Origin of the sequence: Enterobacter cloacae complex sp. ECL352 (assembly GCF_020149545.1) — a bacterium.
In the GTDB taxonomy this organism is placed as follows: Bacteria; Pseudomonadota; Gammaproteobacteria; order Enterobacterales; family Enterobacteriaceae; genus Enterobacter; species Enterobacter asburiae_B.
Genome location: NZ_CP083710.1, coordinates 18,821 through 43,259, shown reverse-complemented (window position 1 = coordinate 43,259; position 24,439 = coordinate 18,821). Strand labels below are relative to the sequence as shown.

General features: G+C 55.3%; 18 protein-coding genes and 4 pseudogenes. 10 read left to right on the top strand and 12 right to left on the bottom strand.

What is annotated here, in order from left to right:
* The first annotated feature begins 38 nt into the window (after nt 1-38).
* The 7 genes from merA (at nt 39) to LBF07_RS23425 (ending at nt 7,363) form a co-directional block, all read left to right on the top strand.
* The gene (gene merA / locus LBF07_RS23455; RefSeq protein ID WP_043907010.1) at nt 39-1,724 is read left to right on the top strand and encodes a mercury(II) reductase; all 1,686 of its coding nucleotides are present in this window, start codon (nt 39-41) and stop codon (nt 1,722-1,724) included.
* Between the two features lie 17 nt (nt 1,725-1,741).
* On the top strand, nt 1,742-2,107 hold the full coding sequence (gene merD / locus LBF07_RS23450) for a mercury resistance co-regulator MerD (protein ID WP_001277466.1): 366 nt from the start codon (nt 1,742-1,744) through the stop codon (nt 2,105-2,107).
* The gene (gene merE / locus LBF07_RS23445; protein ID WP_001087807.1) at nt 2,104-2,340 is read left to right on the top strand and encodes a broad-spectrum mercury transporter MerE; all 237 of its coding nucleotides are present in this window, start codon (nt 2,104-2,106) and stop codon (nt 2,338-2,340) included. The genes merD and merE overlap by 4 nt, the downstream gene beginning before the upstream one ends.
* Before the next feature lie 65 nt (nt 2,341-2,405).
* On the top strand, nt 2,406-2,618 hold the full coding sequence (locus tag LBF07_RS23440; protein ID WP_000993245.1) for a DUF3330 domain-containing protein: 213 nt from the start codon (nt 2,406-2,408) through the stop codon (nt 2,616-2,618).
* A 129-nt stretch (nt 2,619-2,747) separates the two neighbouring features.
* Nucleotides 2,748-3,305, top strand: a complete 558-nt coding sequence (locus LBF07_RS23435; RefSeq protein ID WP_172693721.1) for a recombinase family protein — start codon at nt 2,748-2,750, stop codon at nt 3,303-3,305.
* A 2-nt stretch (nt 3,306-3,307) separates the two neighbouring features.
* A complete protein-coding gene (locus tag LBF07_RS23430) occupies nt 3,308-6,280 on the top strand; it encodes a Tn3 family transposase (RefSeq protein ID WP_001138071.1) in 2,973 nt (990 codons plus the stop codon).
* 78 nt (nt 6,281-6,358) lie between these two features.
* Entirely contained in the window at nt 6,359-7,363 is a 1,005-nt protein-coding gene (locus LBF07_RS23425; protein WP_000427614.1) for an IS110-like element IS5075 family transposase, read from the top strand.
* A 281-nt stretch (nt 7,364-7,644) separates the two neighbouring features.
* On the opposite strand, the pseudogene LBF07_RS23420 reads toward LBF07_RS23425, so the two are convergent.
* From LBF07_RS23420 to pgaA, 7 genes and pseudogenes are all read right to left on the bottom strand, one after another.
* Nucleotides 7,645-8,058, bottom strand: a pseudogene (locus tag LBF07_RS23420) (recombinase family protein); the annotation flags it as partial.
* A gap of 37 nt (nt 8,059-8,095) precedes the next feature.
* On the bottom strand, nt 8,096-8,800 hold the full coding sequence (locus tag LBF07_RS23415) for an IS6-like element IS26 family transposase (protein WP_001067855.1): 705 nt from the start codon (nt 8,798-8,800) through the stop codon (nt 8,096-8,098).
* Nucleotides 8,801-8,863: 63 nt separating this feature from the next.
* A pseudogene (locus LBF07_RS23410) lies at nt 8,864-8,959 on the bottom strand ((4Fe-4S)-binding protein); the annotation flags it as partial.
* A gap of 80 nt (nt 8,960-9,039) precedes the next feature.
* A complete protein-coding gene (gene pgaD, locus LBF07_RS23405) occupies nt 9,040-9,546 on the bottom strand; it encodes a poly-beta-1,6-N-acetyl-D-glucosamine biosynthesis protein PgaD (protein WP_034167704.1) in 507 nt (168 codons plus the stop codon).
* A complete protein-coding gene (gene pgaC, locus LBF07_RS23400; RefSeq protein ID WP_034167705.1) occupies nt 9,543-10,877 on the bottom strand; it encodes a poly-beta-1,6-N-acetyl-D-glucosamine synthase in 1,335 nt (444 codons plus the stop codon). The genes pgaD and pgaC overlap by 4 nt, the downstream gene beginning before the upstream one ends.
* Nucleotides 10,874-12,895 carry a poly-beta-1,6-N-acetyl-D-glucosamine N-deacetylase PgaB gene (pgaB, locus tag LBF07_RS23395; RefSeq protein WP_034167706.1) on the bottom strand — a complete coding sequence of 674 codons (2,022 nt, stop codon included), beginning with the start codon at nt 12,893-12,895 and terminating at the stop codon, nt 10,874-10,876. The genes pgaC and pgaB overlap by 4 nt, the downstream gene beginning before the upstream one ends.
* 9 nt (nt 12,896-12,904) lie before the next feature.
* Complete coding sequence (pgaA, locus tag LBF07_RS23390) at nt 12,905-15,367, bottom strand: poly-beta-1,6 N-acetyl-D-glucosamine export porin PgaA (RefSeq protein WP_057061618.1); 2,463 nt, start codon at nt 15,365-15,367, stop codon at nt 12,905-12,907.
* A 345-nt stretch (nt 15,368-15,712) separates the two neighbouring features.
* Here pgaA and LBF07_RS23385 point away from each other — a divergent pair, with 345 nt between their 5' ends.
* A complete protein-coding gene (locus LBF07_RS23385; RefSeq protein WP_016156491.1) occupies nt 15,713-16,693 on the top strand; it encodes an IS5-like element ISKpn26 family transposase in 981 nt (326 codons plus the stop codon).
* A 219-nt stretch (nt 16,694-16,912) separates the two neighbouring features.
* Here the strand turns inward: LBF07_RS23385 and LBF07_RS23380 are convergent, their stop codons facing one another.
* Nucleotides 16,913-17,617: an IS6-like element IS26 family transposase gene (locus LBF07_RS23380; RefSeq protein ID WP_001067855.1), complete on the bottom strand. Its 705-nt coding sequence runs from the start codon at nt 17,615-17,617 to the stop codon at nt 16,913-16,915.
* Nucleotides 17,618-17,679: 62 nt separating this feature from the next.
* Here LBF07_RS23380 and LBF07_RS23375 point away from each other — a divergent pair.
* Nucleotides 17,680-18,540, top strand: a pseudogene (locus LBF07_RS23375) (IS3-like element ISCfr6 family transposase); the annotation flags it as partial.
* Here LBF07_RS23375 and LBF07_RS23370 read toward each other — a convergent pair.
* The 4 genes and pseudogenes from LBF07_RS23370 to LBF07_RS23355 all read right to left on the bottom strand — a co-directional run bounded on the left by LBF07_RS23370 (nt 18,533) and on the right by LBF07_RS23355 (nt 21,441).
* The gene (locus LBF07_RS23370; RefSeq protein ID WP_032666105.1) at nt 18,533-18,850 is read right to left on the bottom strand and encodes a hypothetical protein; all 318 of its coding nucleotides are present in this window, start codon (nt 18,848-18,850) and stop codon (nt 18,533-18,535) included. The pseudogene LBF07_RS23375 and the gene LBF07_RS23370 sit on opposite strands and share 8 nt — an antisense overlap.
* A 99-nt stretch (nt 18,851-18,949) precedes the next feature.
* Nucleotides 18,950-20,536, bottom strand: coding sequence for a methyl-accepting chemotaxis protein (locus LBF07_RS23365; RefSeq protein ID WP_253164733.1), 1,587 nt, complete (start codon nt 20,534-20,536; stop codon nt 18,950-18,952).
* Nucleotides 20,537-20,605: 69 nt separating this feature from the next.
* A pseudogene (locus LBF07_RS23360) lies at nt 20,606-20,803 on the bottom strand (Tn3 family transposase); the annotation flags it as partial.
* A 32-nt stretch (nt 20,804-20,835) separates the two neighbouring features.
* Entirely contained in the window at nt 20,836-21,441 is a 606-nt protein-coding gene (locus LBF07_RS23355) for a recombinase family protein (RefSeq protein WP_000509966.1), read from the bottom strand.
* Nucleotides 21,442-21,535: 94 nt separating this feature from the next.
* Between LBF07_RS23355 and LBF07_RS23350 the strand changes: the two genes are divergently transcribed.
* Nucleotides 21,536-24,433, top strand: a complete 2,898-nt coding sequence (locus tag LBF07_RS23350) for a Tn3-like element Tn5403 family transposase (protein WP_001553819.1) — start codon at nt 21,536-21,538, stop codon at nt 24,431-24,433.
* Nucleotides 24,434-24,439: the final 6 nt, after the last annotated feature.

The following is a 24,439-nucleotide window of genomic DNA, read 5'->3' as shown; positions in this document are numbered from 1 at the left end:
CGGCAACAGCCGTAGCCACCACAGAAAAGGAAAAATACATGACCACCCTGAAAATCACCGGGATGACCTGCGACTCGTGCGCGGCTCACGTCAAGGAAGCCTTGGAGAAAGTGCCCGGCGTGCAATCGGCGCTGGTGTCCTATCCGAAGGGCACAGCGCAACTCGCCATTGAGGCGGGCACGTCATCGGATGCGCTGACTACCGCCGTGGCCGGACTGGGCTACGAGGCAACGCTTGCCGATGCGCCACCGACGGACAACCGCGCCGGCCTGCTCGACAAGATGCGCGGCTGGATAGGGGCCGCTGATAAGCCCAGTGGCAACGAACGCCCGTTGCAGGTCGTCGTCATTGGTAGCGGTGGAGCCGCGATGGCGGCAGCACTGAAGGCCGTCGAGCAAGGCGCGCAGGTCACGCTGATTGAGCGCGGCACCATCGGCGGCACCTGCGTCAACGTCGGTTGTGTGCCGTCCAAGATCATGATCCGCGCCGCCCACATCGCCCATCTGCGCCGGGAAAGCCCATTCGACGGCGGCATGCCACCCACACCGCCGACGATCTTGCGCGAGCGGCTGCTGGCCCAGCAGCAGGCCCGTGTCGAAGAACTCCGTCATGCCAAGTACGAAGGCATCCTGGACGGCAATTCAGCCATCACCGTTCTGCACGGTGAAGCGCGTTTCAAGGACGACCAGAGCCTTATCGTTAGTTTGAACGAGGGTGGCGAGCGCGTCGTGATGTTCGACCGCTGCCTGGTCGCCACGGGTGCCAGCCCGGCGGTCCCGCCGATTCCGGGGTTGAAAGAGTCACCCTACTGGACTTCCACCGAGGCCCTGGCGAGCGACACCATTCCCGAACGCCTTGCCGTAATCGGCTCGTCGGTGGTGGCGCTGGAGCTGGCGCAAGCCTTTGCCCGGCTGGGCAGCAAGGTCACGGTCCTGGCGCGCAATACCTTGTTCTTCCGTGAAGACCCGGCCATCGGCGAGGCGGTGACAGCCGCTTTCCGTGCCGAGGGCATCGAGGTGCTGGAGCACACGCAAGCCAGCCAGGTCGCCCATATGGACGGTGAATTCGTGCTGACCACCACGCACGGTGAATTGCGCGCCGACAAGCTGCTGGTCGCCACCGGCCGGACACCGAACACGCGCAGCCTGGCATTGGAAGCGGCGGGGGTAGCCGTCAATGCGCAGGGGGCCATCGTCATCGACAAGGGCATGCGCACCAGTAGCCCGAACATCTACGCGGCCGGCGACTGCACCGACCAGCCGCAGTTCGTCTATGTGGCGGCAGCGGCCGGCACTCGTGCGGCGATCAACATGACTGGCGGCGATGCGGCCCTGGACCTGACCGCAATGCCGGCCGTGGTGTTCACCGACCCGCAGGTCGCCACCGTGGGCTACAGCGAGGCGGAAGCACATCACGACGGGATCGAGACCGACAGTCGCCTGCTAACACTGGATAACGTGCCGCGTGCGCTTGCCAACTTCGACACACGCGGCTTCATCAAGCTGGTCATCGAGGAAGGTAGCGGACGGCTCATCGGCGTGCAAGCGGTGGCCCCGGAAGCGGGTGAACTGATCCAGACGGCGGTGCTCGCCATTCGCAACCGTATGACCGTGCAGGAACTGGCCGACCAATTGTTCCCCTACCTGACCATGGTCGAAGGGCTGAAGCTCGCGGCGCAGACCTTCAGCAAGGACGTGAAGCAGCTTTCGTGCTGCGCCGGATGAGGAAAAGGAGGTGTTCAATGAGCGCCTACACAGTGTCCCGGCTGGCCCTTGATGCCGGGGTGAGCGTGCATATCGTGCGCGACTACCTGCTGCGCGGATTGCTACGGCCGGTCGCGTACACCACGGGCGGCTACGGCTTGTTCGATGACACCGCGTTGCAACGGCTGCGCTTTGTACGGGCTGCCTTCGAAGCGGGTATCGGCCTGGACGCACTGGCGCGGCTGTGCCGGGCGCTGGATGCTGCGGACGGTGACGGTGCGTCTGCGCAGCTTGCCGTGTTGCGGCAACTCGTCGAGCGTCGGCGCGAGGCCCTGGCCAGCCTCGAAATGCAACTGGCCGCCATGCCAACCGAACCGGCACAGCACGCGGAGAGTCTGCCATGAACAGCCCAGAGCACTTGCCGTCTGAGACGCACAAACCGATCACCGGCTACTTGTGGGGCGCGCTGGCCGTGCTCACCTGTCCCTGCCATTTGCCGATTCTCGCCATTGTGCTAGCCGGCACGACGGCCGGCGCGTTCATCGGGGAGCACTGGGGTATTGCAGCCCTCACGCTGACCGGCTTGTTTGTCCTGTCTGTGACGCGGCTGCTGCGGGCCTTCAAGGGAAGATCATGACCGCTTCCCAGCCAGCCGAGAGTGGGCAGCTTTGAGCTTCGCTACCAATCTGGAGGAGTACCACCATGAACGCAAACGCCCCGAACACTGCCAGTTGCACCACCTGCTGCGTATGCTGCAAAGAAATTCCGCTCGATGCCGCCTTCACCCCGGAAGGCGCGGAATACGTCGAACATTTCTGCGGGCTGGATTGCTATGAACGCTTCCAGGCACGCGCCAAGGCCGCGACAGAATCTGACATTGCGCCTGTCCCTGGCGGTTCGCAGCCGTCAGATTGAGGCATACCCTAACTTGATGTCAGATGCCATGTGCAAACGATGTCAGAATAGAGTTAAATTTCCTATTGATTGACATATTCCGTCAAAGGTAATAGATTTCATCCTGACACTTTTGCCTTTGGAGGCATCTTGCAAGGTCAACGCATCGGCTATGTCCGCGTCAGCAGCTTCGACCAGAACCCGGAACGGCAATTGGAGGGTGTTCAGGTGGCGCGGGTGTTCACCGACAAGGCTTCTGGCAAGGACACCCAGCGTCCCGAGCTGGAAAGGCTGCTGGCCTTCGTCCGCGAGGGCGACACCGTGGTGGTGCATAGCATGGACAGGCTGGCACGCAACCTTGATGACCTGCGCCGCATCGTCCAAGGGCTGACACAACGGGGCGTGCGCATGGAGTTCGTCAAAGAAGGGCTGAAGTTCACCGGCGAGGACTCACCGATGGCCAATCTGATGCTGTCGGTCATGGGAGCCTTAGCTGAGTTCGAGCGCGCCCTGATCCGCGAACGTCAGCGCGAGGGAATCGTGCTGGCCAAGCAGCGCGGTGCCTACCGGGGACGAAAGAAATCGCTGAACAGCGAACAAATTGCCGAGTTGAAACGGCGAGTTGCGGCAGGCGACCAAAAAACCTTGGTGGCCCGTGACTTCGGCATCAGCCGCGAAACCTTGTACCAGTACCTGCGGGAAGACTGACCATGCCACGCCGCTCAATCCTGTCCGCCACCGAGCGCGAAAGCCTGCTGGCACTGCCAGATGCCAAAGACGAACTGATACGGCACTACATGTTCAACGAAACCGACCTGTCGGTGATCCGTCAGCGTCGCGGCGCCGCGAATCGATTGGGCTTCGCTGTGCAGCTTTGCTACTTGCGATTCCCTGGCACCTTTTTGGGCGTCGATGAGCCTCCGTTTCCGCCCCTGTTGCGCATGGTGGCCGCGCAACTCAAGATGCCAGTGGAAAGTTGGAGCGAGTACGGCCAGCGCGAACAGACACGGCGGGAGCACTTGGTCGAGCTGCAAACGGTTTTTGGGTTCAAGCCCTTCACCATGAGCCACTATCGGCAAGCCGTGCATACATTGACCGAGCTGGCCTTGCAGACCGACAAAGGCATCGTGCTGGCGAGCGCACTTGTCGAGAATCTGCGGCGGCAGAGCATTATCCTGCCCGCCATGAATGCCATCGAGCGCGCAAGCGCCGAGGCCATCACCCGTGCCAACCGACGCATTTACGCGGCGCTGACCGATTCTTTGTTATCACCCCACCGTCAGCGCCTGGACGAACTTCTCAAGCGCAAGGACGGCAGTAAAGTGACGTGGCTGGCATGGCTGCGCCAGTCGCCTGCCAAACCGAACTCTCGCCACATGCTCGAACATATTGAGCGCCTGAAATCCTGGCAAGCACTTGATCTGCCCGCAGGCATCGAGCGGCAGGTTCACCAGAACCGCCTGCTCAAAATCGCTCGTGAAGGTGGCCAGATGACGCCTGCTGATCTGGCAAAGTTCGAGGTGCAACGACGCTATGCCACGCTGGTAGCGCTGGCCATCGAAGGCATGGCCACCGTCACCGATGAAATCATCGACCTTCACGATCGCATCATCGGCAAGCTGTTCAACGCGGCCAAGAACAAGCATCAGCAGCAGTTCCAGGCTTCCGGCAAGGCGATCAACGACAAGGTGCGGATGTATGGGCGCATCGGTCAAGCGTTGATTGAGGCCAAGCAAAGCGGCAGCGATCCGTTCGCCGCCATCGAGGCCGTTATGCCCTGGGACACCTTCGCCGCCAGCGTCACCGAAGCGCAAACATTGGCGCGGCCTGCCGACTTTGATTTCCTGCACCACATCGGTGAAAGCTATGCCACGCTACGCCGCTACGCGCCGCAGTTCCTGGGCGTGCTCAAATTGCGGGCTGCGCCCGCCGCCAAGGGTGTGCTCGATGCCATCGACATGCTGCGCGGCATGAACAGCGACAGCGCGCGCAAGGTGCCCGCCGATGCGCCAACCGCATTCATCAAGCCGCGCTGGGCAAAGCTGGTTCTGACCGACGACGGCATCGACCGGCGTTACTACGAGTTATGCGCCCTGTCGGAGCTGAAGAACGCGCTGCGCTCCGGTGATGTCTGGGTGCAGGGTTCTCGCCAGTTCAAGGACTTCGACGAATACCTGGTGCCGGTCGAGAAGTTCGCCACTTTGAAGCTGGCCAGCGAATTGCCGCTGGCAGTGGCCACCGACTGCGACCAATACCTGCATGACCGGTTGGAATTGTTGGAGGCGCAACTCGCCACAGTCAACCGCATGGCTGCGGCCAACGACTTACCGGATGCCATCATCACCACCGCGTCAGGCCTGAAGATCACGCCGCTGGACGCGGCAGTACCAGACGCCGCGCAAGCCATGATCGACCAGACAGCTATGCTGCTGCCGCACCTCAAAATCACCGAGTTGCTGATGGAGGTCGATGAATGGACGGGCTTCACCCGCCACTTCACACACCTGAAGACCAGCGACACGGCCAAGGACAAAACCTTGCTGTTGACGACGATCCTGGCCGACGCGATCAACCTGGGTCTGACCAAAATGGCCGAGTCCTGCCCTGGCACCACCTACGCCAAGCTGTCTTGGCTGCAAGCCTGGCACATCCGCGATGAAACCTATTCGACGGCGCTGGCCGAGCTGGTGAATGCGCAGTTTCGGCAACCCTTCGCCGGCAACTGGGGTGACGGCACCACGTCATCGTCGGACGGCCAGAACTTCAGAACCGGCAGCAAAGCAGAAAGCACTGGTCATATCAACCCGAAGTATGGAAGCAGTCCAGGACGGACTTTCTACACCCATATCTCCGACCAGTACGCGCCCTTCAGTGCCAAGGTGGTCAACGTGGGCATTCGTGATTCAACTTACGTGCTTGATGGCCTGCTGTACCACGAGTCGGACTTGCGCATCGAGGAACACTACACCGACACGGCAGGCTTCACCGATCACGTGTTTGGCTTGATGCATTTGCTGGGATTTCGCTTCGCGCCGCGTATCCGTGACTTGGGCGAAACCAAGCTATTCATCCCCAAGGGCGATGCCGCCTATGACGCGCTCAAGCCGATGATTAGCAGCGACAGGCTGAACATCAAGCAAATACGCGCCCATTGGGATGAAATTCTGCGGCTGGCCACCTCCATCAAGCAAGGCACGGTAACGGCTTCGCTGATGCTGCGCAAACTCGGCAGCTACCCGCGCCAGAACGGCTTGGCCGTGGCGTTGCGCGAGCTGGGGCGCATCGAGCGCACGCTGTTCATTTTGGATTGGCTGCAAAGCGTGGAGCTGCGCCGCCGCGTCCATGCGGGGCTGAATAAGGGCGAGGCGCGCAACGCGCTGGCCAGGGCGGTCTTCTTCTACCGATTGGGTGAAATCCGCGACCGCAGTTTTGAGCAGCAGCGCTACCGGGCCAGCGGCCTCAATCTGGTGACGGCGGCCATCGTGTTGTGGAACACGGTATATCTGGAGCGTGCCACCAGTGCTTTGCGTGGCAACGGCACGGCGCTGGACGACACATTGTTGCAATATCTGTCGCCGCTGGGGTGGGAGCACATCAACCTGACCGGCGATTACCTATGGCGCAGCAGCGCCAAGGTCGGTGCGGGGAAGTTTAGGCCATTGCGACCGCTGCCACCGGCTTAGCGTGCTTTATTTAATGAGATGGTCACTCCCTCCTTCCCGGTACTATGCTGAGGACAGGCTTTCATTCGGAGAACCATCATGGAAAACATTGCGCTTATTGGTATCGATCTGGGTAAGAACTCTTTCCATATTCATTGTCAGGATCATCGTGGGAAGGCCGTTTACCGTAAAAAATTCACCCGACCAAAGCTAATCGAATTTCTGGCGACATGCCCGGCAACAACCATCGCGATGGAAGCCTGTGGCGGTTCTCACTTTATGGCACGCAAGCTGGCAGAGTTAGGGCATTTTCCAAAGCTGATATCACCGCAATTTGTCCGCCCATTCGTTAAAAGCAACAAAAATGACTTCGTTGATGCTGAAGCTATCTGTGAAGCAGCATCACGTCCATCTATGCGTTTCGTGCAGCCCAGAACCGAATCTCAGCAGGCAATGCGAGCTCTGCATCGTGTCCGTGAATCCCTGGTTCAGGATAAGGTGAAAACAACTAATCAGATGCATGCTTTTCTGCTGGAATTTGGTATCAGCGTTCCGCGAGGTGCTGCCGTTATTAGTCGACTGAGTACCCTTCTTGAGGACAGTAGTTTGCCTCTTTATCTCAGCCAGTTACTGCTGAAATTACAACAGCATTATCACTATCTTGTTGAGCAGATTAAAGATCTGGAATCTCAGTTGAAACGAAAGTTGGACGAAGATGAGGTTGGACAGCGCTTGCTGAGTATTCCCTGCGTTGGAACGCTGACTGCCAGTACTATTTCAACTGAGATTGGCGACGGGAAGCAGTACGCCAGCAGCCGTGACTTTGCGGCGGCAACAGGGCTGGTACCCCGACAGTACAGCACGGGAGGTCGGACGACATTGTTAGGGATTAGCAAGCGGGGCAACAAAAAGATCCGAACTTTGTTGGTTCAGTGTGCCAGGGTATTCATACAAAAACTGGAACACCAGTCTGGCAAGTTGGCCGACTGGGTCAGGGAGTTGTTGTGTCGGAAAAGCAACTTTGTCGTCACCTGTGCTCTGGCAAACAAGCTGGCCAGAATAGCCTGGGCACTGACGGCGCGACAGCAAACTTACGAAGCATAAAGGCAGAAATACACCAGTTTAAACAATCATTCATCTGGTTTTGCGAATACTGATATTGATGATACTAACGGCCCACCGGCCTGTTGAGGAACCTGTAAAACGGAAAGGCTCATTGAAGCCGTATATTTTCTGGAGGTTCATCAGGCGCGGAACTCATCGAGGCGCGGGAATAAAATCCCATTCAGACGCCGGATAGATTCAAGCAAGCCAACTTGTCGTCAAAATCGGTGTTGCAAAAACGGGAGTGACCATAGATTCCGTTTTCTGAGACGACCCCAGGATCATGACTGCCCAGTTTTTACTCTGAGTATGGTTTGCCGGGTAGTATTAAATTCCCGCGCAATCGCGCTGATGCTGATCCCGGCGTTAATCCGTGCAATCACCGTAGTTTTCTGCTCTTCATTCAGTACTGAAGGACGTCCAAACCGCTTCCCAGCTGCTTTCGCTCTCGCAATACCTGAATGTGTACGCTCAAGAAGCAAATCCCGTTCAAACTCCGCCACCGCTGAAATCACCTGCATCGTCATTCTCCCGGCAGCGCTGGTCAAATCAACACCTCCGAGCGCCAGGCAGTGAACACGAATATCTGACGAAGCCAGTTGCTCAACAGTTTTTCTGATATCCATGGCATTACGCCCAAGACGATCCAGCTTGGTGACTATCAGCACATCACCATTTTCGGCACTGTTGCAAAGTTAGCGATGAGGCAGCCTTTTGTCTTATTCAAAGGCCTTACATTTCAAAAACTCTGCTTACCAGGCGCATTTCGCCCAGGGGATCACCATAATAAAATGCTGAGGCCTGGCCTTTGCGTAGTGCACGCATCACCTCAATACCTTTGATGGTGGCGTAAGCCGTCTTCATGGATTTAAATCCCAGCGTGGCGCCGATTATCCGTTTCAGTTTGCCATGATCGCATTCAATCACGTTGTTCCGGTACTTAATCTGTCGGTGTTCAACGTCAGACGGGCACCGGCCTTCGCGTTTGAGCAGAGCAAGCGCGCGACCATAGGCGGGCGCTTTATCCGTGTTGATGAATCGCGGGATCTGCCACTTCTTCACGTTGTTGAGGATTTTACCCAGAAACCGGTATGCAGCTTTGCTGTTACGACGGGAGGAGAGATAAAAATCGACAGTGCGGCCCCGGCTGTCGACGGCCCGGTACAGATACGCCCAGCGGCCATTGACCTTCACGTAGGTTTCATCCATGTGCCACGGGCAAAGATCGGAAGGGTTACGCCAGTACCAGCGCAGCCGTTTTTCCATTTCAGGCGCATAACGCTGAACCCAGCGGTAAATCGTGGAGTGATCGACATTCACTCCGCGTTCAGCCAGCATCTCCTGCAGCTCACGGTAACTGATGCCGTATTTGCAGTACCAGCGTACGGCCCACAGAATGATGTCACGCTGAAAATGCCGGCCTTTGAATGGGTTCATGTGCAGCTCCATCAGCAAAAGGGGATGATAAGTTTATCACCACCGACTATTTGCAACAGTGCCGTTTCCTGAATGCTGACATATCGCCGTGTTGAAGTAGACGTCAATCTTCTCGCCGGTATAGGCCCGGTAACCTGCCTCCAGTAGTTCCTTTTCCACGACATTACCTCGCATTTTTATTGTCTGAGTCTAATCATAGACCGATGCGAGGCTGAGGGAAGTGGCGGGTAGCAGAAATATCACTCGGGCCTTTTCTGTAACAATGGCTCCCGCTCCGGCGGCAAATATTCCAGCATTGCAGGCGTCGGCGGCGGCAGGCGGTTATCGGCGATGTGCTTGTCCACATCGATATGACTGATTTCGCCATTCTCATGGTGATGGACCGTCAGCACCCTCGCTTTGTTCAACTCTGTAACCAGTTCACGGGTAATACGTAAACTTTCCGCCAGCTCATGGTCTTCCAGTCCTGGTCTGCGACTGCGACGCTCCACCCGAAAACGAAACTGGTTGTATTTCGCCCAGCCGATCAGCACCAGTCCGTTGACCAGCGCGACAAGGATGTAAAACGTGACCGTATCCAGCGTGGTGAAAAAGGGACGCACGCCCATATACGGTGAATGCGCCAGGGCCGTAATCAGCCCTTTGTAGATTAAGTATAAAAATCCAACCCAGGCAAAAATCGTTAACAGAACGTCAATGATGCGCGGCAGCAGACGCCGCTCCGTAAAGATCAGCGGCTGACTCATGATTCGATCCTCCCTATTCCACGGTCAGGACTCACCCAGCGCGCCCTGCCGCGTTTGCGTTTGAGCATCACTTTCGGGAATGACACCAACGTGGTAAACAGGCTCAACAGCCAGTACACCACCGGGAACCAGATTATCCAGAACAATGAGGCGCCAATGCCTTTTTCATAGCGTCGTTCAATCATCAGGCTTATCGCAAACTGTATTAAGCAGACCACGCCGAGAATAAGTCCGGTAAAGGCTGGCGGGAACAGATGTTGAACATACAGCGAGTCCGGCATCGGGATCATCAGTCCCAGCAGGAACAGCACGATACTGATCGCATAGGCAAATGCCCACGTGGTAGAAAAGCAGAACTCGAAAAATAGCGGCCACATGCGGCGGAACTCCCACGACCACAGACGGCGCATGTTAACAATAAACACCTCCGCCCCGCCTTGCGCCCAGCGCAGGCGCTGCTTCCACAGCCCTCTTAACGTTTCAGGCATCAGGATCCAGCACAGCGCGCGCGGCTCAAAGAATATCGACCAATGGCGCAATTGCAGCTTCCAACTGATATCGATGTCTTCGGTGATCATGTCCGGGCTCCAGTACCCCACCTCGGCCAGCGCGCGACGACGAAACGCCGCAACTACGCCAGAGACGCTAAAGATCTGACCATAGACTCGTTGAGTACGCTTAATTAAGCCGATAATGGAAGAGAACTCACCGACCTGCACACGACCGATTAGCGTGGAACGGGTGCGAATACGCGGGTTGCCGGTTACCGCCCCAACGCGTGGGAACTGGATCAGCGGAGCGACCAGATACGCCACGGCATCGCGATCCAGTAACGCATCGCCATCAATACACACCAGGTAATCGCTGCGCGCAGCGGCCGCGCCCGTTTTGAGCGCCAGCGCTTTGCCCTGGTTTTCAGCCAGATGAATGACGCGCAGGCTGGGGTACTCAATCGCCAACTGTTCCAGAACATCGTGCGTATCGTCCGTTGAACCGTCATTAATGGCAATCACTTCGATATTCTTGTAGCGCTGTGCCATCGCAGCGCCGATGGTTTCCCGCGCGTTGATCCCTTCGTTAAAGCAGGGGATCAAAATGGAAACCAGCGGATTTCCCTCCAGCGTCGGTGGCGGTGTATCGTCTCCCCATTTCCAGTGACGCTCACGATAAAACCAGAAATAGACCCCGCCGCTTATCCATAATGCAGACATGAATAAAGGCCAGAAGAAGACGAAGTTCAACATGACTTCACCTGTAAAGATGACAGCCACGCCAAACGGCAGGCTGAACATCAGGCAAAGTATCAGGAAAGCAATAATGCGATCGGTCATTTTTGCGGGTACCAGTATGAGGAGAACGTCGAGCGAATCTCTGACATCTCAGGTTTGTCGCTGATGAAATCATCCGGATAATAGCCGTAGTTACCTGCACCACTTAGTTTCAGTTGGCGCATCCATTCGGCTATTTGTTTTCCACTGATTTCTGCCTCGTCCCCGGATTTACGCCAGTCTCGTGCCTGCAGTTCAAACACGGTTTTGTCCAGCGCGCCGGGCGTTTGTGCAACGGCATTGACTAATCTGTCGAGCCAGGCATTGGCATCATTAGCCGGGATCTGCTCCATGAATGGCATCGCCATGGGTGCCGTCCAGTCATAGGTATTGAGGAAATCATTCAGGTTTTGCGCAAACCAGGCTTCGCTTTCAGGCTCCAGTACCGGCATGGCGTATATATTGCGGGCAGTTTGCACCTGCGGACCGCGAATATTGCGTACCGATTGCGTCAGTTGCTTAGTAAAGTCGATCAGCATCTTACTTTTCAGGCGCGTCCAGCGTTCGAAGGTTTGAGGGTTGCTACGGATTTGCTCAATACTTCCCGGAAGCCCTGCGGCGCGGTAGGCGGCTAACGCCTCCGGTGACGCATCTTCAAAGTCCGTCAGGAAAGCATCGTCGTGGAACAAAATCCCTTTGAAGCTGGCATGCTTCGCCAGGTCTTCATAGATTTCAGTGATACGTTTACGCGCTTCGCTGTCCCAGGGAGACAGACGCACATAGTTCTCGTGATTGATCGCAGTGCGTCCTGTTTTCGGATCCCATGCCGTCACGCGTGGAATGGAAGCATCGAGGTCGAAAGCCAGTACCGGCATCCAGGCATATACCGTCACCCCGGCCCGCGTTTGTAACTGCCAGGAGATATAGTTAAAGAGATCGGCACGCATCGGCAGCCAGCGGTTAGGGAAATAGAGTTCGCGAATATTCCCGTCGCCTTTAGGATCGGCGTACGCCTGCAGGAAGACATGAGAAATGCGCATGTCATAAACACGCTGGATCAGCTTGTCGATGTTTCGCTTCTGCTGGGCAGGATCTTTGTCATACACGTAATCCAGATCGACGTGCATCACACGCATCGTTTGTGGTTCACGTACCTGAGCAACCTGACTGGCAAAGCGCTTGAGAGACGGGTTATCAGAGATCAGTACGCGCGGGATATCATCAAGAAACGCAGCGTTCGCCAGCCCTTCATTGAGCGTAAAGGCCATCTTATAGCCATGTTCTTTGGCCAGCTTTAAGGTGGTGCCGTTAGCCGCACCATAAGGCCACACCCACGCGCGCGGCGATTTCCCGGTTACCGATTTAATCTTATTGGTGATCAGCGAGATATCAGTGTTAATGCGACGATTGTACTGTTCGTCGGTTTCGTAAGTCCCTGTTTTCTTATCGAAAAGGCGATTCGCCACCGCAGGTTCTTTGCTTCCTTGCGGGTTCGCCTCAGCGCCGAAATGCGAGTTCCAGGTGTGCGCCCCCACTTCCACCAACGGCGATTTGCCCATTTCCTCGACCATCTTCCAGGTGGCAAATTTATCTCGCGCCGTCATTAAGCCGCCAAAATCGACTTTTTTATTGGCTGGAGAATCAACCCAACTGCCCACTGGAGCCCAGAGCGCAGGCCAGTTGTAGGCTTTCAGCAGCGGCCAGACGCGGGTATAAAAACTGCTGTATCCGTCGTCAAAGGTGAGTAAGACCGCTTTTTCCGGCAACACAATTTTACCGTCATGAGCGTCCAGAATTTGCTGCACGCTAATCGGGTTATAGCCATTATCACGCAACCAGGCCATTTGGTCGCTCAACGCGCTGGTGCGCACGGAGAGGTAGCGCTGGTCGGCGGCGCCATCCTCAACATCATGATAGCCGAGCACCAGGAAGCTGTTTTTCGGCCATGGATGATCTGCCGTCAACGGCGTTCTCTCTGCGGGAGGAACATAGCGAGGCGTTGTATTGTGCGCGCTACTGCACGCGGTAATCATCAACCAGCCAGCGATTAATGCGCTAAGCCACAGGCATCTTTTCAGCATGAACAATCCTTAAAACCTGACATTTAAATCGAAAGCGAGGGAGATATTCCGCTCACGTTTACCGTCATAGGGGCGTTTATCCCAAACCAGCATCACCCCGCCATCTACGACGTTGTTCCATTTGAGCCGTTGTCCATATCCCACCTGAACGATAGCGCCAACGTCTTCACCTTGCTGCCAGTAGCCACCCACTCCGGCTATGCCTTGCTGGGTCCACACGGTGTCATAATGGCGGTAAAGAACCTGTTCCGCGCTCAGGCCTGGCACAACGGAAAAATCACTCTTAGGGTTGTAATACGGCACATTCTCTTTAGTGTTGGTGCTCCCACCGATACCCGGGGTAAAGTCCAGCGTAAAGCGCGGCGTGGTCCACATGCGCTCTTTTCCGCTCAGCCCATATTCGATGCGATCGTTACCATCCGAGAAATGTGATGCGGCAAACGACAATTGGTATTCACGTCGTTCGTTTTGATACCAGCGAACAAACAAATCGCCGCTGTTGGCATATACGCCGCTACGCAGCGCGCGCAGTGGCGTGTTGCGCGAAAGACGCTCGGCCGAACCGCCCACGCGCCAGTTATCGTTGAAATCATGCCAGGCGGAAAGACGACCGCCTATTTTCTGCCCATCGCCATAGTTTCGGCCAGACACTTCCATTTCGGCCCAGTAATCACGGGAAGTCCATTCCGCACCAGCCGCCAGATCGCGGCTAATCCCTTTCCCTTCCTCAAACTCGCCGGTTGCGAAGTTGAATCCGGTAAACAGTCGCCAGTTGTCATTAATTGGCGGGCTGTAAATGGCCGTGTTGATGTTGAAATCATTCTTACCGCTGACCGGGCTATCGGACGAGATCCCCTGCGTGCCGCTAATACGTACTTCCGACATTTTATGCACATCACGCATGCGTGCGAGGCGCAGCGTCGCTTCATCATCCGGACTGCGAGCAATAACGTCATCCGTCAGTTCATCGGCCTGCTTCCACTCCTGGAGATCCAGCGCCACATAGGCCTGCTGACGCTCCAGTTCCAGGTTACTGGGCTCAATCACTTCCGCCAGTTTAAGCTCTTTCTCCGCCGCATGCGGCAGTCCACGGGCTTCAAGAACAGAAGCATAGGATATGCGCAGCCCTTGGTTACCCGAGCCTGTTCGCGCCAGATGCTCTGCGAGTTTTTCTGCCTCCGGCAGTTCATTGGCAGCGATATGATATTGCGTCAGCAACGACTGTCCCAGCAGCCAGTTATCGTTTGGCTGCGGCGTTGGCGAACCATAGATGCGTCGCAGATATGGGCTGTCTTTAATTAACGCATCGACCTGTTTTTTAGCTGCATCAAAGTTTTCATTATCGATGTGCGCGTAGAACAGATCCTGTTGATCCTCAGGACCGAGCGGCGTAACCGGAATCGGTCCGTTCGGATAGTAGATGCTCATCAGCATCGCTTCGGTTTTTTCCGGCTGCCGTTCGCTTAACCATGCCGATGCTACCCAGCGTTTTGCGTAGTTTGGCACCTCGCCGCTCGCAGACAGCGATTCGTATTCACTAATCACTTCAGAAGTGCGTTTACGGACCAGCAAGGCGCCCATGCGGTCAATTCTGGCCCGACGGACATCATTCTGCGCAGAAGGCTCATCTTTCCAGGCAGTCAGCAACTGGTCATAACGGGCTAGCGCTTTATCAGCCACGATAAAACGCTCTTCTTCATTACGCGCAGAGGTATAAGAGGAACGTACCATTTCAGCCGCCGCATCAAGCTCAAGGCGACGCTTCACCGGATCGGCAGTTGGTACCACCTCTGCCATATTTAAGGCGGGCCCGGAAACGCGGTTTGCTGACAGCGCAGACAGCAATGTGGATTTTGCATTTTTTTTGCCTGGATCGACGTCATCCGCCAGGCTGGCAACTAACAATGCATCCCAGTTTTTTCCCTGCGAATGGTAGACATAGGCAAGTAGCGCATCAGAATCAGCCCCGGGATGCGCCTGCGCCCATTTATTCGCTTCAGTAAGGGCTTGCTGATTGTAGCGAGCATCCGCCAACGTCATTATCCAGCCGGTACGTACATCTACGTTATCAGGCTCTTCCTGTAAAACGCTTTCCCAGATGGCTAAAGAATCATTCCAGTTCTTCTGGTTGCGATATGCTCGTGCAGCGGCGACTTTGCCCCGGGCAGGTACATTCATCTGTCCACGATACTGCTGCCAGATTTCAATTGTGGTTTTATCGTTGTTATCGACCCAACTGGAAACTTGCAGCCAGTCGGCAACCTGATTTGGCGTTAGCGCGCTTTTCTTTCCCTGATCCTCAAGGAAACGTAATAGCGGTGCGCTATTACCTCCCCGCGCTTCAATAACCAAAGCGTCATAATCTGATACCGCCGCAGAGATTGGCATCGGGAAAAGAATGCTTGCCGTAAATAAACAGCTTACAGACTTAAAACGTTTAATGAAGTTGGCATGTCGACGCATACTTAACATATCTGCCCTTATATCTTACATCATAGTGAAAATAGGCGTTTTCAATAAGTTACAGTCAATCCCTGACGGTTGCCGACCATGTAAGACGCACTGCCGCTTATTTCGTAATAGGGTTATGAAGCAATTAATTCTTTCGTCTTATTGACTACCCGTGCCTCGTCCTCTAATCATTGGAAAGAAGGCATAAGCTCGAGAATTTTATCACTCAGCGTAGTTCGTGGCTATGTAATAAGATAATGCTTAGGCAAAAAAAGGATTTTAGACTAAGTTATTCTAAGGAAGGTGCGAACAAGTTCCTGATATGAGATCATCATATTCATCCGGAGCGCATCCCAGAGGGACATCATGAGCCATCAACTCACCTTCGCCGATAGTGAATTCAGCACTAAGCGCCGTCAGACCCGAAAAGAGATTTTCCTCTCCCGCATGGAGCAGATTCTGCCATGGCAGAATATGACCGCTGTCATCGAGCCGTTTTATCCCAAGGCGGGCAATGGCCGACGGCCCTATCCGCTGGAGACCATGCTGCGTATTCACTGCATGCAGCATTGGTACAACCTGAGCGACGGTGCCATGGAAGATGCCCTGTACGAAATCGCCTCCATGCGCCTGTTTGCCCGATTATCCCTGGATAGCGCCCTGCCGGATCGCACCACCATCATGAATTTCCGCCACCTGCTCGAGCAGCATCAACTGGCCCGTCAATTGTTCAAGACCATCAATCGCTGGCTGGCCGAAGCAGGCGTCATGATGACCCAAGGCACTTTGGTGGATGCCACCATCATTGAGGCACCCAGCTCGACCAGGAACAAAGAGCAGCAACGCGATCCGGAGATGCATCAGACCAAGAAAGGCAATCAGTGGCACTTTGGCATGAAGGCCCACATTGGTGTCGATGCCAAGAGTGGCCTGACCCACAGCCTGGTCACCACCGCGGCCAACGAGCATGACCTCAATCAGCTGGGTAATCTGCTTCATGGAGAGGAGCAATTTGTCTCAGCCGATGCCGGCTACCAGGGAGCGCCACAGCGCGAGGAGCTGGCCGAGGTGGATGTGGACTGGCTGATCGCCGAGCGTCCCGGCAGGGTAAAAACCTTGAAGCAGCATCCGCGCAAGAACAAAACGGCCATCAACATCGAATACATGAAAGCCAGCATCCGTGCCAGGGTGGAGCACCCGTTTCGCATCATCAAGCGGCAGTTCGGCTTCGTGAAAGCCAGATACAAGGGGCTGCTGAAAAACGATAACCAACTGGCGATGTTATTCACCCTGGCCAACCTGTTTCGGGTGGACCAAATGATACGTCAGTGGGAGAGATCTCAGTAAAAACCGGAAATAACGCCAGAAATGGTGGAAAAAATAGCCTAAATAGGCTGATTCGATGTGTTTGCGGGAAAAAAATCGGCCCAGATCCGCGAAATTTTAATCAGCGAGTCAGCTTGGGAAGAAATGACCTGCTTATTCGCACCTTCCCTAGCTAAAGCAAAAAAAAGGGCACTGTTGCAAAGTTAGCGATGAGGCAGCCTTTTGTCTTATTCAAAGGCCTTACATTTCAAAAACTCTGCTTACCAGGCGCATTTCGCCCAGGGGATCACCATAATAAAATGCTGAGGCCTGGCCTTTGCGTAGTGCACGCATCACCTCAATACCTTTGATGGTGGCGTAAGCCGTCTTCATGGATTTAAATCCCAGCGTGGCGCCGATTATCCGTTTCAGTTTGCCATGATCGCATTCAATCACGTTGTTCCGGTACTTAATCTGTCGGTGTTCAACGTCAGACGGGCACCGGCCTTCGCGTTTGAGCAGAGCAAGCGCGCGACCATAGGCGGGCGCTTTATCCGTGTTGATGAATCGCGGGATCTGCCACTTCTTCACGTTGTTGAGGATTTTACCCAGAAACCGGTATGCAGCTTTGCTGTTACGACGGGAGGAGAGATAAAAATCGACAGTGCGGCCCCGGCTGTCGACGGCCCGGTACAGATACGCCCAGCGGCCATTGACCTTCACGTAGGTTTCATCCATGTGCCACGGGCAAAGATCGGAAGGGTTACGCCAGTACCAGCGCAGCCGTTTTTCCATTTCAGGCGCATAACGCTGAACCCAGCGGTAAATCGTGGAGTGATCGACATTCACTCCGCGTTCAGCCAGCATCTCCTGCAGCTCACGGTAACTGATGCCGTATTTGCAGTACCAGCGTACGGCCCACAGAATGATGTCACGCTGAAAATGCCGGCCTTTGAATGGGTTCATGTGCAGCTCCATCAGCAAAAGGGGATGATAAGTTTATCACCACCGACTATTTGCAACAGTGCCGACTGAGCGACAGCCACACGGTTGTCAGCCTGTGCTCCGCGCTGGAAATACACCGCAGCAGTTACCGGTACTGGCGAAAACGACGCGATATGGTTAATCCGGTACACGTCAGGTTGTGCAGCGAAATACGTCGGGCGTGGAACCAGAGCCGGGGCTCTGCGGGGGCACGCACTTTGGCTGACATGCTGACCCAAAACGGCGTCCCGATGAGCCGTTACCGTGCCGGACGCCTGATGAAATACCTGAACCTGAGCAGTTGCCAGCCCGGAAAACATCAGTATAAAAATGCCCGTCAGGAGCACACCTGACTGCCGAATCTGCTCGGGCGTCAGTTCGCTGTGCCCGAGCCAGACCGGGTGTGGTGCGGAGACATTACGTATCTCTGGGCAGGAAATCGCTGGTGCTATCTGGCGGTCGTCATGGATCTTTTTGCCCGCAGGGTTATCGGCTGGAGTCTGTCAGCGCATGCCGATACCGCACTGATAAGCAGTGCCCTGCGGATGGCCTATGAGACGCGTGGCCAACCCCGGGATGTCATGTTCCATAGCGACCAGGGAAGCCAGTATACAGGCCTTAAATATCAACAACTTCTCTGGCGTTGCAGAATAAATCAAAGCGTCAGTCGGCGGGGAAACTGCTGGGATAACAGCCCCATGGAACGCTTCTTCCGCAGTCTGAAAACAGAATGGGTGCCAGCAAATGGTTATGCAGGCAAGGACGAGGCCCGGCAGCAAATTAATGATTACATATTGAACTACTACAACAGCGTCAGACCTCACTATTATAACGGTGGGCTGACGCCGGAAGAGTCAGAGAACAGATACCATTTTTACTGTAAAACTGTGGCCAGTATTACTTGACCACTACAAGCCGCCTTATATTCACCAGCAGGTTTTTCATCAGTGAAACGGCGCGTCCCACAGAGAGAATTTCAATAAACAGGTTAAGGTCGTTTTGTTTCAGGTAGTTCAGGAAGTCTGGCTCACTGAGACTTTCCCCTGCCTCCTCGTAAAAGCAGGCAATCGCTTCCATGTTATTCATGTAGGTGCTGATTGCGGCGTACTCGTGTCCTTCCATCTGTTCAAGGATGACCCTGACAGACTGCATCCGGTCGGTCAGTTTCGCATGTATGTCTGCATATTTAGCCTGACGGGGATTTATTTCACTCATTATTACTGTCGCCTGTAAAAAACCGGCACAGTGCGAACACCATGCCGGGAGATTATGGCTGACAAAACGGGAACGACAGGATCCCGCTGTTGTCGGGGGTCAGAAGGTTTCCCAGTTATCTGAGGTAACGCTTGCATGCGTATTCACTGCCACAGGCGTATCCTTTTTCTGCTGCACCGGTGCCTGTAATGGCTGAACTGAGGGGGGCTTGTTCGCGGTGGCCAGCTGAAAAATGCTCACGATTTCAGTCAGGCGGCGGGCCTGCTCTTCCAGTGAGGCGGAAGCGGCACTTGACTGTTCGACCAGGGCGGCGTTCTGCTGGGTTACGCTGTCCATTTCCACGACGGCCTGGCCCACCTGGGTGATCCCTTTGCTCTGCTCGGCAGACGCAGAGGCGATTTCGCCCATAATATCCGTCACGTTGGTGACGTCCCTGACGATCTTCGCCATTGCTTCGCCGGCAAGGGCTACCTGCTCAGAGCCTGTCTTCACGCTGTCTGCTGAGGCGGCAATCAGCCCCTCAATTTCTTTGGCGGACTGGGCGCTACGCTGAGCCAGATTACGCACTTCGCTGGCGACAACGGCAAAACCCCGTCCCTGCTCACCGGCCCGTGCGGCTTCCACGGCGGCGTTCAGTGCCAGTATGTTGGTCTGGAACGCGATGCTGTTAATGACGGCGATTATATCCACGATTTTTTGTGAACTTGCGCTGATGTTGTTCATGGTACTGACGACATGACCAACAATTTCCCCGCCTTTATTGGCGGCCTGAGAGGCGGTCTGGGCCAGCTGGCTTGCCTGGCTGGCATTATCCGCATTTTGCTTCACGACGGCACTGAGTTCTTCCATGCTGGCGGCCGTCTGTTCCAGTGCCGAGGCCTGCTCTTCCGTTCTGGAAGACAGGTCTGTATTACCTGCGGCAATTTCTCCGGCGCTGCGGTAGATTTCATATGAGCTGCTGCGGATATCGGAGACGGTTCTTACCCAGTGGTCCTGCATGTCCTGGATAAACGGCACCAGTTTGCCTGCGCAGTTTTTACCCATATCCATTATCCGGGTCTGTAGTTTGCCATCGGCAAGTATCTGCAGATGAGCCTGAATACACTCAAGCGGTTTAACAAGGTACCGGACAAGATAACGGTCAGTCAGGAACACGATGAGTAAACCGATAACAAGCGCGGCGATCAGCACATTACGACATGTATCAACCCACCAGGTAATTCGCTGTTTTGCGTCCCGAGTCAGTTTATCAATTTCAGTATTGTACTGTTCAATTGCGGCAGTGAAGTTTCTGCGCAACTCACGGCAGGGCTGGTTTGACAACTGAACATATTCATCACCCCGACCGGCTTTAAGGGCGTCATACATGGGGACGATTGCCCGGGTAAGCAGCTGATATGAGCTGTTGTAGATAACATCAGTCGTCGCTTTATCGATACTGCCATGATCGCCCGTTCTGAACTTTTCCAGGTCAGCCCGGAGTTTGCCTATATCGGCGGCGGCAGATTCGAGTTGCTCAGAGATCGCGGCGCTGTCGTTTTTCCTTATCGCATCAAGTGTGCGATCGAGCGTGTTCTCGACCCGGTAATACAGACTGTTGGCATCATTGATGATATCGCCATTTTCCTGCTGGATGTCCGTCAGTGACAGCTCAGTGGTCAGTTGTTGCAGGGAATGGAGGGCCAAGGCTGAAACACCGCCCCACAGTACAGAAAAGATGATGGGGTTTGAGGGCCAATGGAACGAAAACGTACGCTAAGAAGGTAATTCATTGTTTAAATTAAAATTTAATTCTCTCAGTTCCCCCTTCAAAATATCCTCCGGTAGCGTGAACGTATAATGCCCCAGCATATTGATATGCCCGTGCATCAGTGGGGATAACCGGACGATATCTTCACCCCCGGTTTCTTCTCCATTCCTGCGCATCCAGCTCAGGGCTTCCTGCATATAAAGGGGTCGGTTCCGGCTGAGGGCGAAATGACACCCTAAGCGTTAGCTCTGTGTCGTTGCACGATGTCAGCGACGGTATTCTTGCTGATACCGAGCTCGCGTGCGATCCAGCGATAGCTGCGTCCCTCGGCCCTCATCGCAACCACCTTAGGCAAAAGTCGGTCTGATTTTGGTCGCACTCCGGCCTGACGACCAAGCCTCTTACCACGTGCCTTCGCAACAGCAAGGCCTGACTTGACCCGCTCGCTGATGAGATCCCGCTCAAACTCCGCAATGCCGGAAAGAAACGTCGCCAGCATTCGTCCATACGGCGACGAAAGATCGAACGCCATTCCATTCATGGCTATCACGGAAACCTTCCAGTTCTCCAGTTCACGTAGCGTATTGAGCAGATCGAGCGTCGAGCGCCCCCACCGGGAAAGCTCAGTGACCAGGATTGCATCAATTTGTCTGGACTGGGCAAGCGCCAGGACTTTCTTTCGCTCGGCCCGGTCGAGTTTAGTTCCTGAACCTGTTTCCTTAAATATTCCCACCACGTCGTAGCCGGCACGGCCGGCGAAGGCTCGCAGATCAAATTCCTGGCGTTCACAAGACTGATCCGCTGTTGAAACCCGGCAGTAAATGGCGGCACGATGTCCCAATTGAACCCTCCTGGATTTTTGTATCGGAATGCCCTGATTTATATGGGCTGGCTGTTGTCCAAAACAGACTATACTTCAAAAGGGACGAATTTGTATGTCACGACGCCATATTTTCACCGAACGGCAGCGAGCAGCGCTGTTCGATCTGCCCACGGACGAACTGTCGCTACTGAAGTTCTACACGCTGGGCGATGATGACCTGGAAAACATTAGGCAGCGCCGCAGACCGGAAAACAGGATTGGCTTTGCCCTGCAACTTTGTGCCTTACGATATCCGGGCCGTGCACTGGCTCCTGGTGAGATGATCCCGCGTGAAGTCCTTTCCTTCGTCGGTGCTCAGCTTGGAGTTCCGGCTGATGCGCTTCTCACTTATGCCACACGGCGCCAAACCCGTCAGCAGCACATGGACACGCTGCGCGAAATTTACGGCTACAAGACCTTCACGGGCCGTGGTGCCCGTGATCTGCGTGAGTGGACTTTCGGCCAGGCCGAAGATGCCAGATCAAACGAGGATCTTGCTCATCGTTTTATTGTGCGGTGTCGGGAAACTTCCACCATTCTGCCCGCAGTATCGACAATCGAGCGCTTGTGCGCGGATGCTCTGGTCGCCGCTGAGCGGCGGATTGAAACGCGGATTGCGGAAAATTTAACAGCGGATGTTCGCGATCACCTGGACAAACTTCTGAGTGAAATGCTCGCCGGCAATATCAGTCGTTTCATCTGGCTTCGCAACTTCGAGGTTGGTAACAACTCGGCTGCTGCTAACCGTTTGCTCGACAGGCTCGAATTTCTGCGTACCCTGAATATCAATCATAGTGCTTTGGCCAGCATACCTGCCCATCGCATTGCCCGGCTGCGTCGGCAGGGTGAACGCTACTTCACCGACGGTTTGCGTGACATCACTTCGGACCGCCGCTGGGCGATCCTTGCCGTCTGTGTTGTGGAGTGGGAAGCGGCGATTGCTGATGCCATAGTCGAAACCCATGACAGGATCGTAGGAAAAACCTGGCGGGAAGCGAAGCGCCAGCATGACGAAACAATTTCCGGCTCTAAAGCCACACTCACGGATACGATCCGTACCTTCACCGCGCTGGGAGCTTCGTTGCTTGAGGCCCGCAGTGACGGAACCCCGCTGGAGATGGCTGTCGCCAGTTCGGTTGCATGGGACCGGCTCGCTCAACTGGTAGCGACAGGGACTCAACTCAGCAACACGCTAGCCGATGAGCCTCTTGCATATGTCGGGCAGGGATACCATCGCTTTCGTCGTTATGCGCCCCGCATGTTGCGCTGTCTGAAGCTCGAAGCCGCGCCGGTCGCCGGACCATTGGTAGCAGCAGCTTTGTCGATCGGAGAGATGAAAGGTGTTGCATCGCCAGAAAGGCGTTTCCTGCGGCCCAGCTCCAAATGGAACCGTCATTTACGAGCTCAGGAAAAAGGAGATACCCGTCTTTGGGAAGTGGCGGTACTCTTTCACCTCCGGGATGCTTTTCGTTCCGGAGATGTCTGGCTCGCTCATTCGCGCCGCTATGGTGACCTCAAGCAGGTACTGGTGCCGATGATCGCGGCGCAGGAAAATGCAAAACTGGCCGTGCCTTCCAACCCACAGGATTGGCTGGCAGACAGAAAGGCGCGACTCACGATCGCTCTTAAGCGGCTGGCCCGGGCTGCCCGTAACGGCACTATTCCGCACGGTAGCATAGAAGATGGAACGTTGCGGATCGACAGGTTGACAGCAGACGTGCCGGATGGTGCCGAGGCACTCATACTGGATCTGTATCGCCGAATGCCGTCCGTTCGGATTACCGACATGCTGCTTGAAGTTGATGCAGCCCTTGGTTTCACAGATGCGTTTACCCATCTGAGAACCGGGGCTCCATGTCGCGACCGGATCGGTCTGCTCAACGTCCTGCTCGCTGAAGGGCTCAATCTGGGCCTGCGTAAGATGGCGGAAGCTACAAACACGCATGATTACTGGCAGCTCTCACGCCTTGCCCGCTGGCATGTTGAAAGCGAAGCCATGAACCAGGCATTGGCAATTGTGGTGGCCGCGCAGGGTAAACTGCCGATGTCACGCGTCTGGGGGATGGGCACGTCAGCATCGAGCGATGGTCAGTTTTTCCCGACAGCGCGGCATGGCGAAGCCATGAACATGGTCAATGCCAAATATGGTTCTGTTCCCGGCCTCAAAGCGTATACTCACGTAAGCGACCAGTTCGCGCCATTCGCTTGTCAGTCGATCCCGGCGACCGTGAGCGAGGCACCGTATATTCTCGATGGACTACTGATGAACGAGGTCGGTCGCCATGTTCGCGAACAGTATGCCGATACAGCAGGATTCACCGACCATTTGTTCGGAGCCAGTAGCCTGCTCGGCTACAATCTCGTTCTGCGAATCAGGGATCTGCCATCGAAGCGGTTGTACGTATTTAATCCCGATACGACCCCCAGGGAGTTACGCAAGTTGGTAGGTGGAAAAGCCCGGGAGGATCTTATCGTTGCGAACTGGCCTGATATTTTCCGTTGTGCCGCGACGATGACCGCTGGCAAAATCAGGCCCAGCCAACTCCTGCGCAAGCTCGCTTCTTACCCACGACAAAACAACCTTGCAGTTGCGCTTCGTGAAGTTGGTCGTATTGAACGGACCCTTTTCATTATTGAGTGGATCCTGGATACGGACATGCAGCGGCGTGCTCAGATCGGTCTTAACAAGGGAGAGGCCCACCATGCGCTCAAAAATGCGCTCCGTATCGGGAGGCAGGGGGAAATTCGCGATCGCACGACAGAGGGGCAGCACTACCGAATCGCTGGGCTCAATTTATTGACTGCGGTGATCATTTACTGGAATACCGTCCATCTTGGTCATGCCGTCACGGAGCGGCGGAACGAAGGGTTGGATGTTCCCCCTGAATTTCTTCCCCACATATCCCCATTGGGCTGGGCGCACATTCTACTGACTGGCGAATATCTTTGGCCCAAGGAACCGAAAGCTTAGGGTGTC

Bases quoted from the DNA above. Each gene is read 5' to 3' on its own strand.
- merA (WP_043907010.1), top strand. From the start codon at position 39: ATGACCACCCTGAAAATCACCGGGATGACCTGCGACTCGTGCGCGGCT.
- merD (WP_001277466.1), top strand. From the start codon at position 1,742: ATGAGCGCCTACACAGTGTCCCGGCTGGCCCTTGATGCCGGGGTGAGC.
- merE (WP_001087807.1), top strand. From the start codon at position 2,104: ATGAACAGCCCAGAGCACTTGCCGTCTGAGACGCACAAACCGATCACC.
- LBF07_RS23440 (WP_000993245.1), top strand. From the start codon at position 2,406: ATGAACGCAAACGCCCCGAACACTGCCAGTTGCACCACCTGCTGCGTA.
- LBF07_RS23430 (WP_001138071.1), top strand. From the start codon at position 3,308: ATGCCACGCCGCTCAATCCTGTCCGCCACCGAGCGCGAAAGCCTGCTG.
- LBF07_RS23425 (WP_000427614.1), top strand. From the start codon at position 6,359: ATGGAAAACATTGCGCTTATTGGTATCGATCTGGGTAAGAACTCTTTC.
- LBF07_RS23415 (WP_001067855.1), bottom strand. From the start codon at position 8,800: ATGAACCCATTCAAAGGCCGGCATTTTCAGCGTGACATCATTCTGTGG.
- pgaD (WP_034167704.1), bottom strand. From the start codon at position 9,546: ATGAGTCAGCCGCTGATCTTTACGGAGCGGCGTCTGCTGCCGCGCATC.
- pgaC (WP_034167705.1), bottom strand. From the start codon at position 10,877: ATGACCGATCGCATTATTGCTTTCCTGATACTTTGCCTGATGTTCAGC.
- pgaB (WP_034167706.1), bottom strand. From the start codon at position 12,895: ATGCTGAAAAGATGCCTGTGGCTTAGCGCATTAATCGCTGGCTGGTTG.
- pgaA (WP_057061618.1), bottom strand. From the start codon at position 15,367: ATGTTAAGTATGCGTCGACATGCCAACTTCATTAAACGTTTTAAGTCT.
- LBF07_RS23385 (WP_016156491.1), top strand. From the start codon at position 15,713: ATGAGCCATCAACTCACCTTCGCCGATAGTGAATTCAGCACTAAGCGC.
- LBF07_RS23380 (WP_001067855.1), bottom strand. From the start codon at position 17,617: ATGAACCCATTCAAAGGCCGGCATTTTCAGCGTGACATCATTCTGTGG.
- LBF07_RS23370 (WP_032666105.1), bottom strand. From the start codon at position 18,850: ATGAGTGAAATAAATCCCCGTCAGGCTAAATATGCAGACATACATGCG.
- LBF07_RS23350 (WP_001553819.1), top strand. From the start codon at position 21,536: ATGTCACGACGCCATATTTTCACCGAACGGCAGCGAGCAGCGCTGTTC.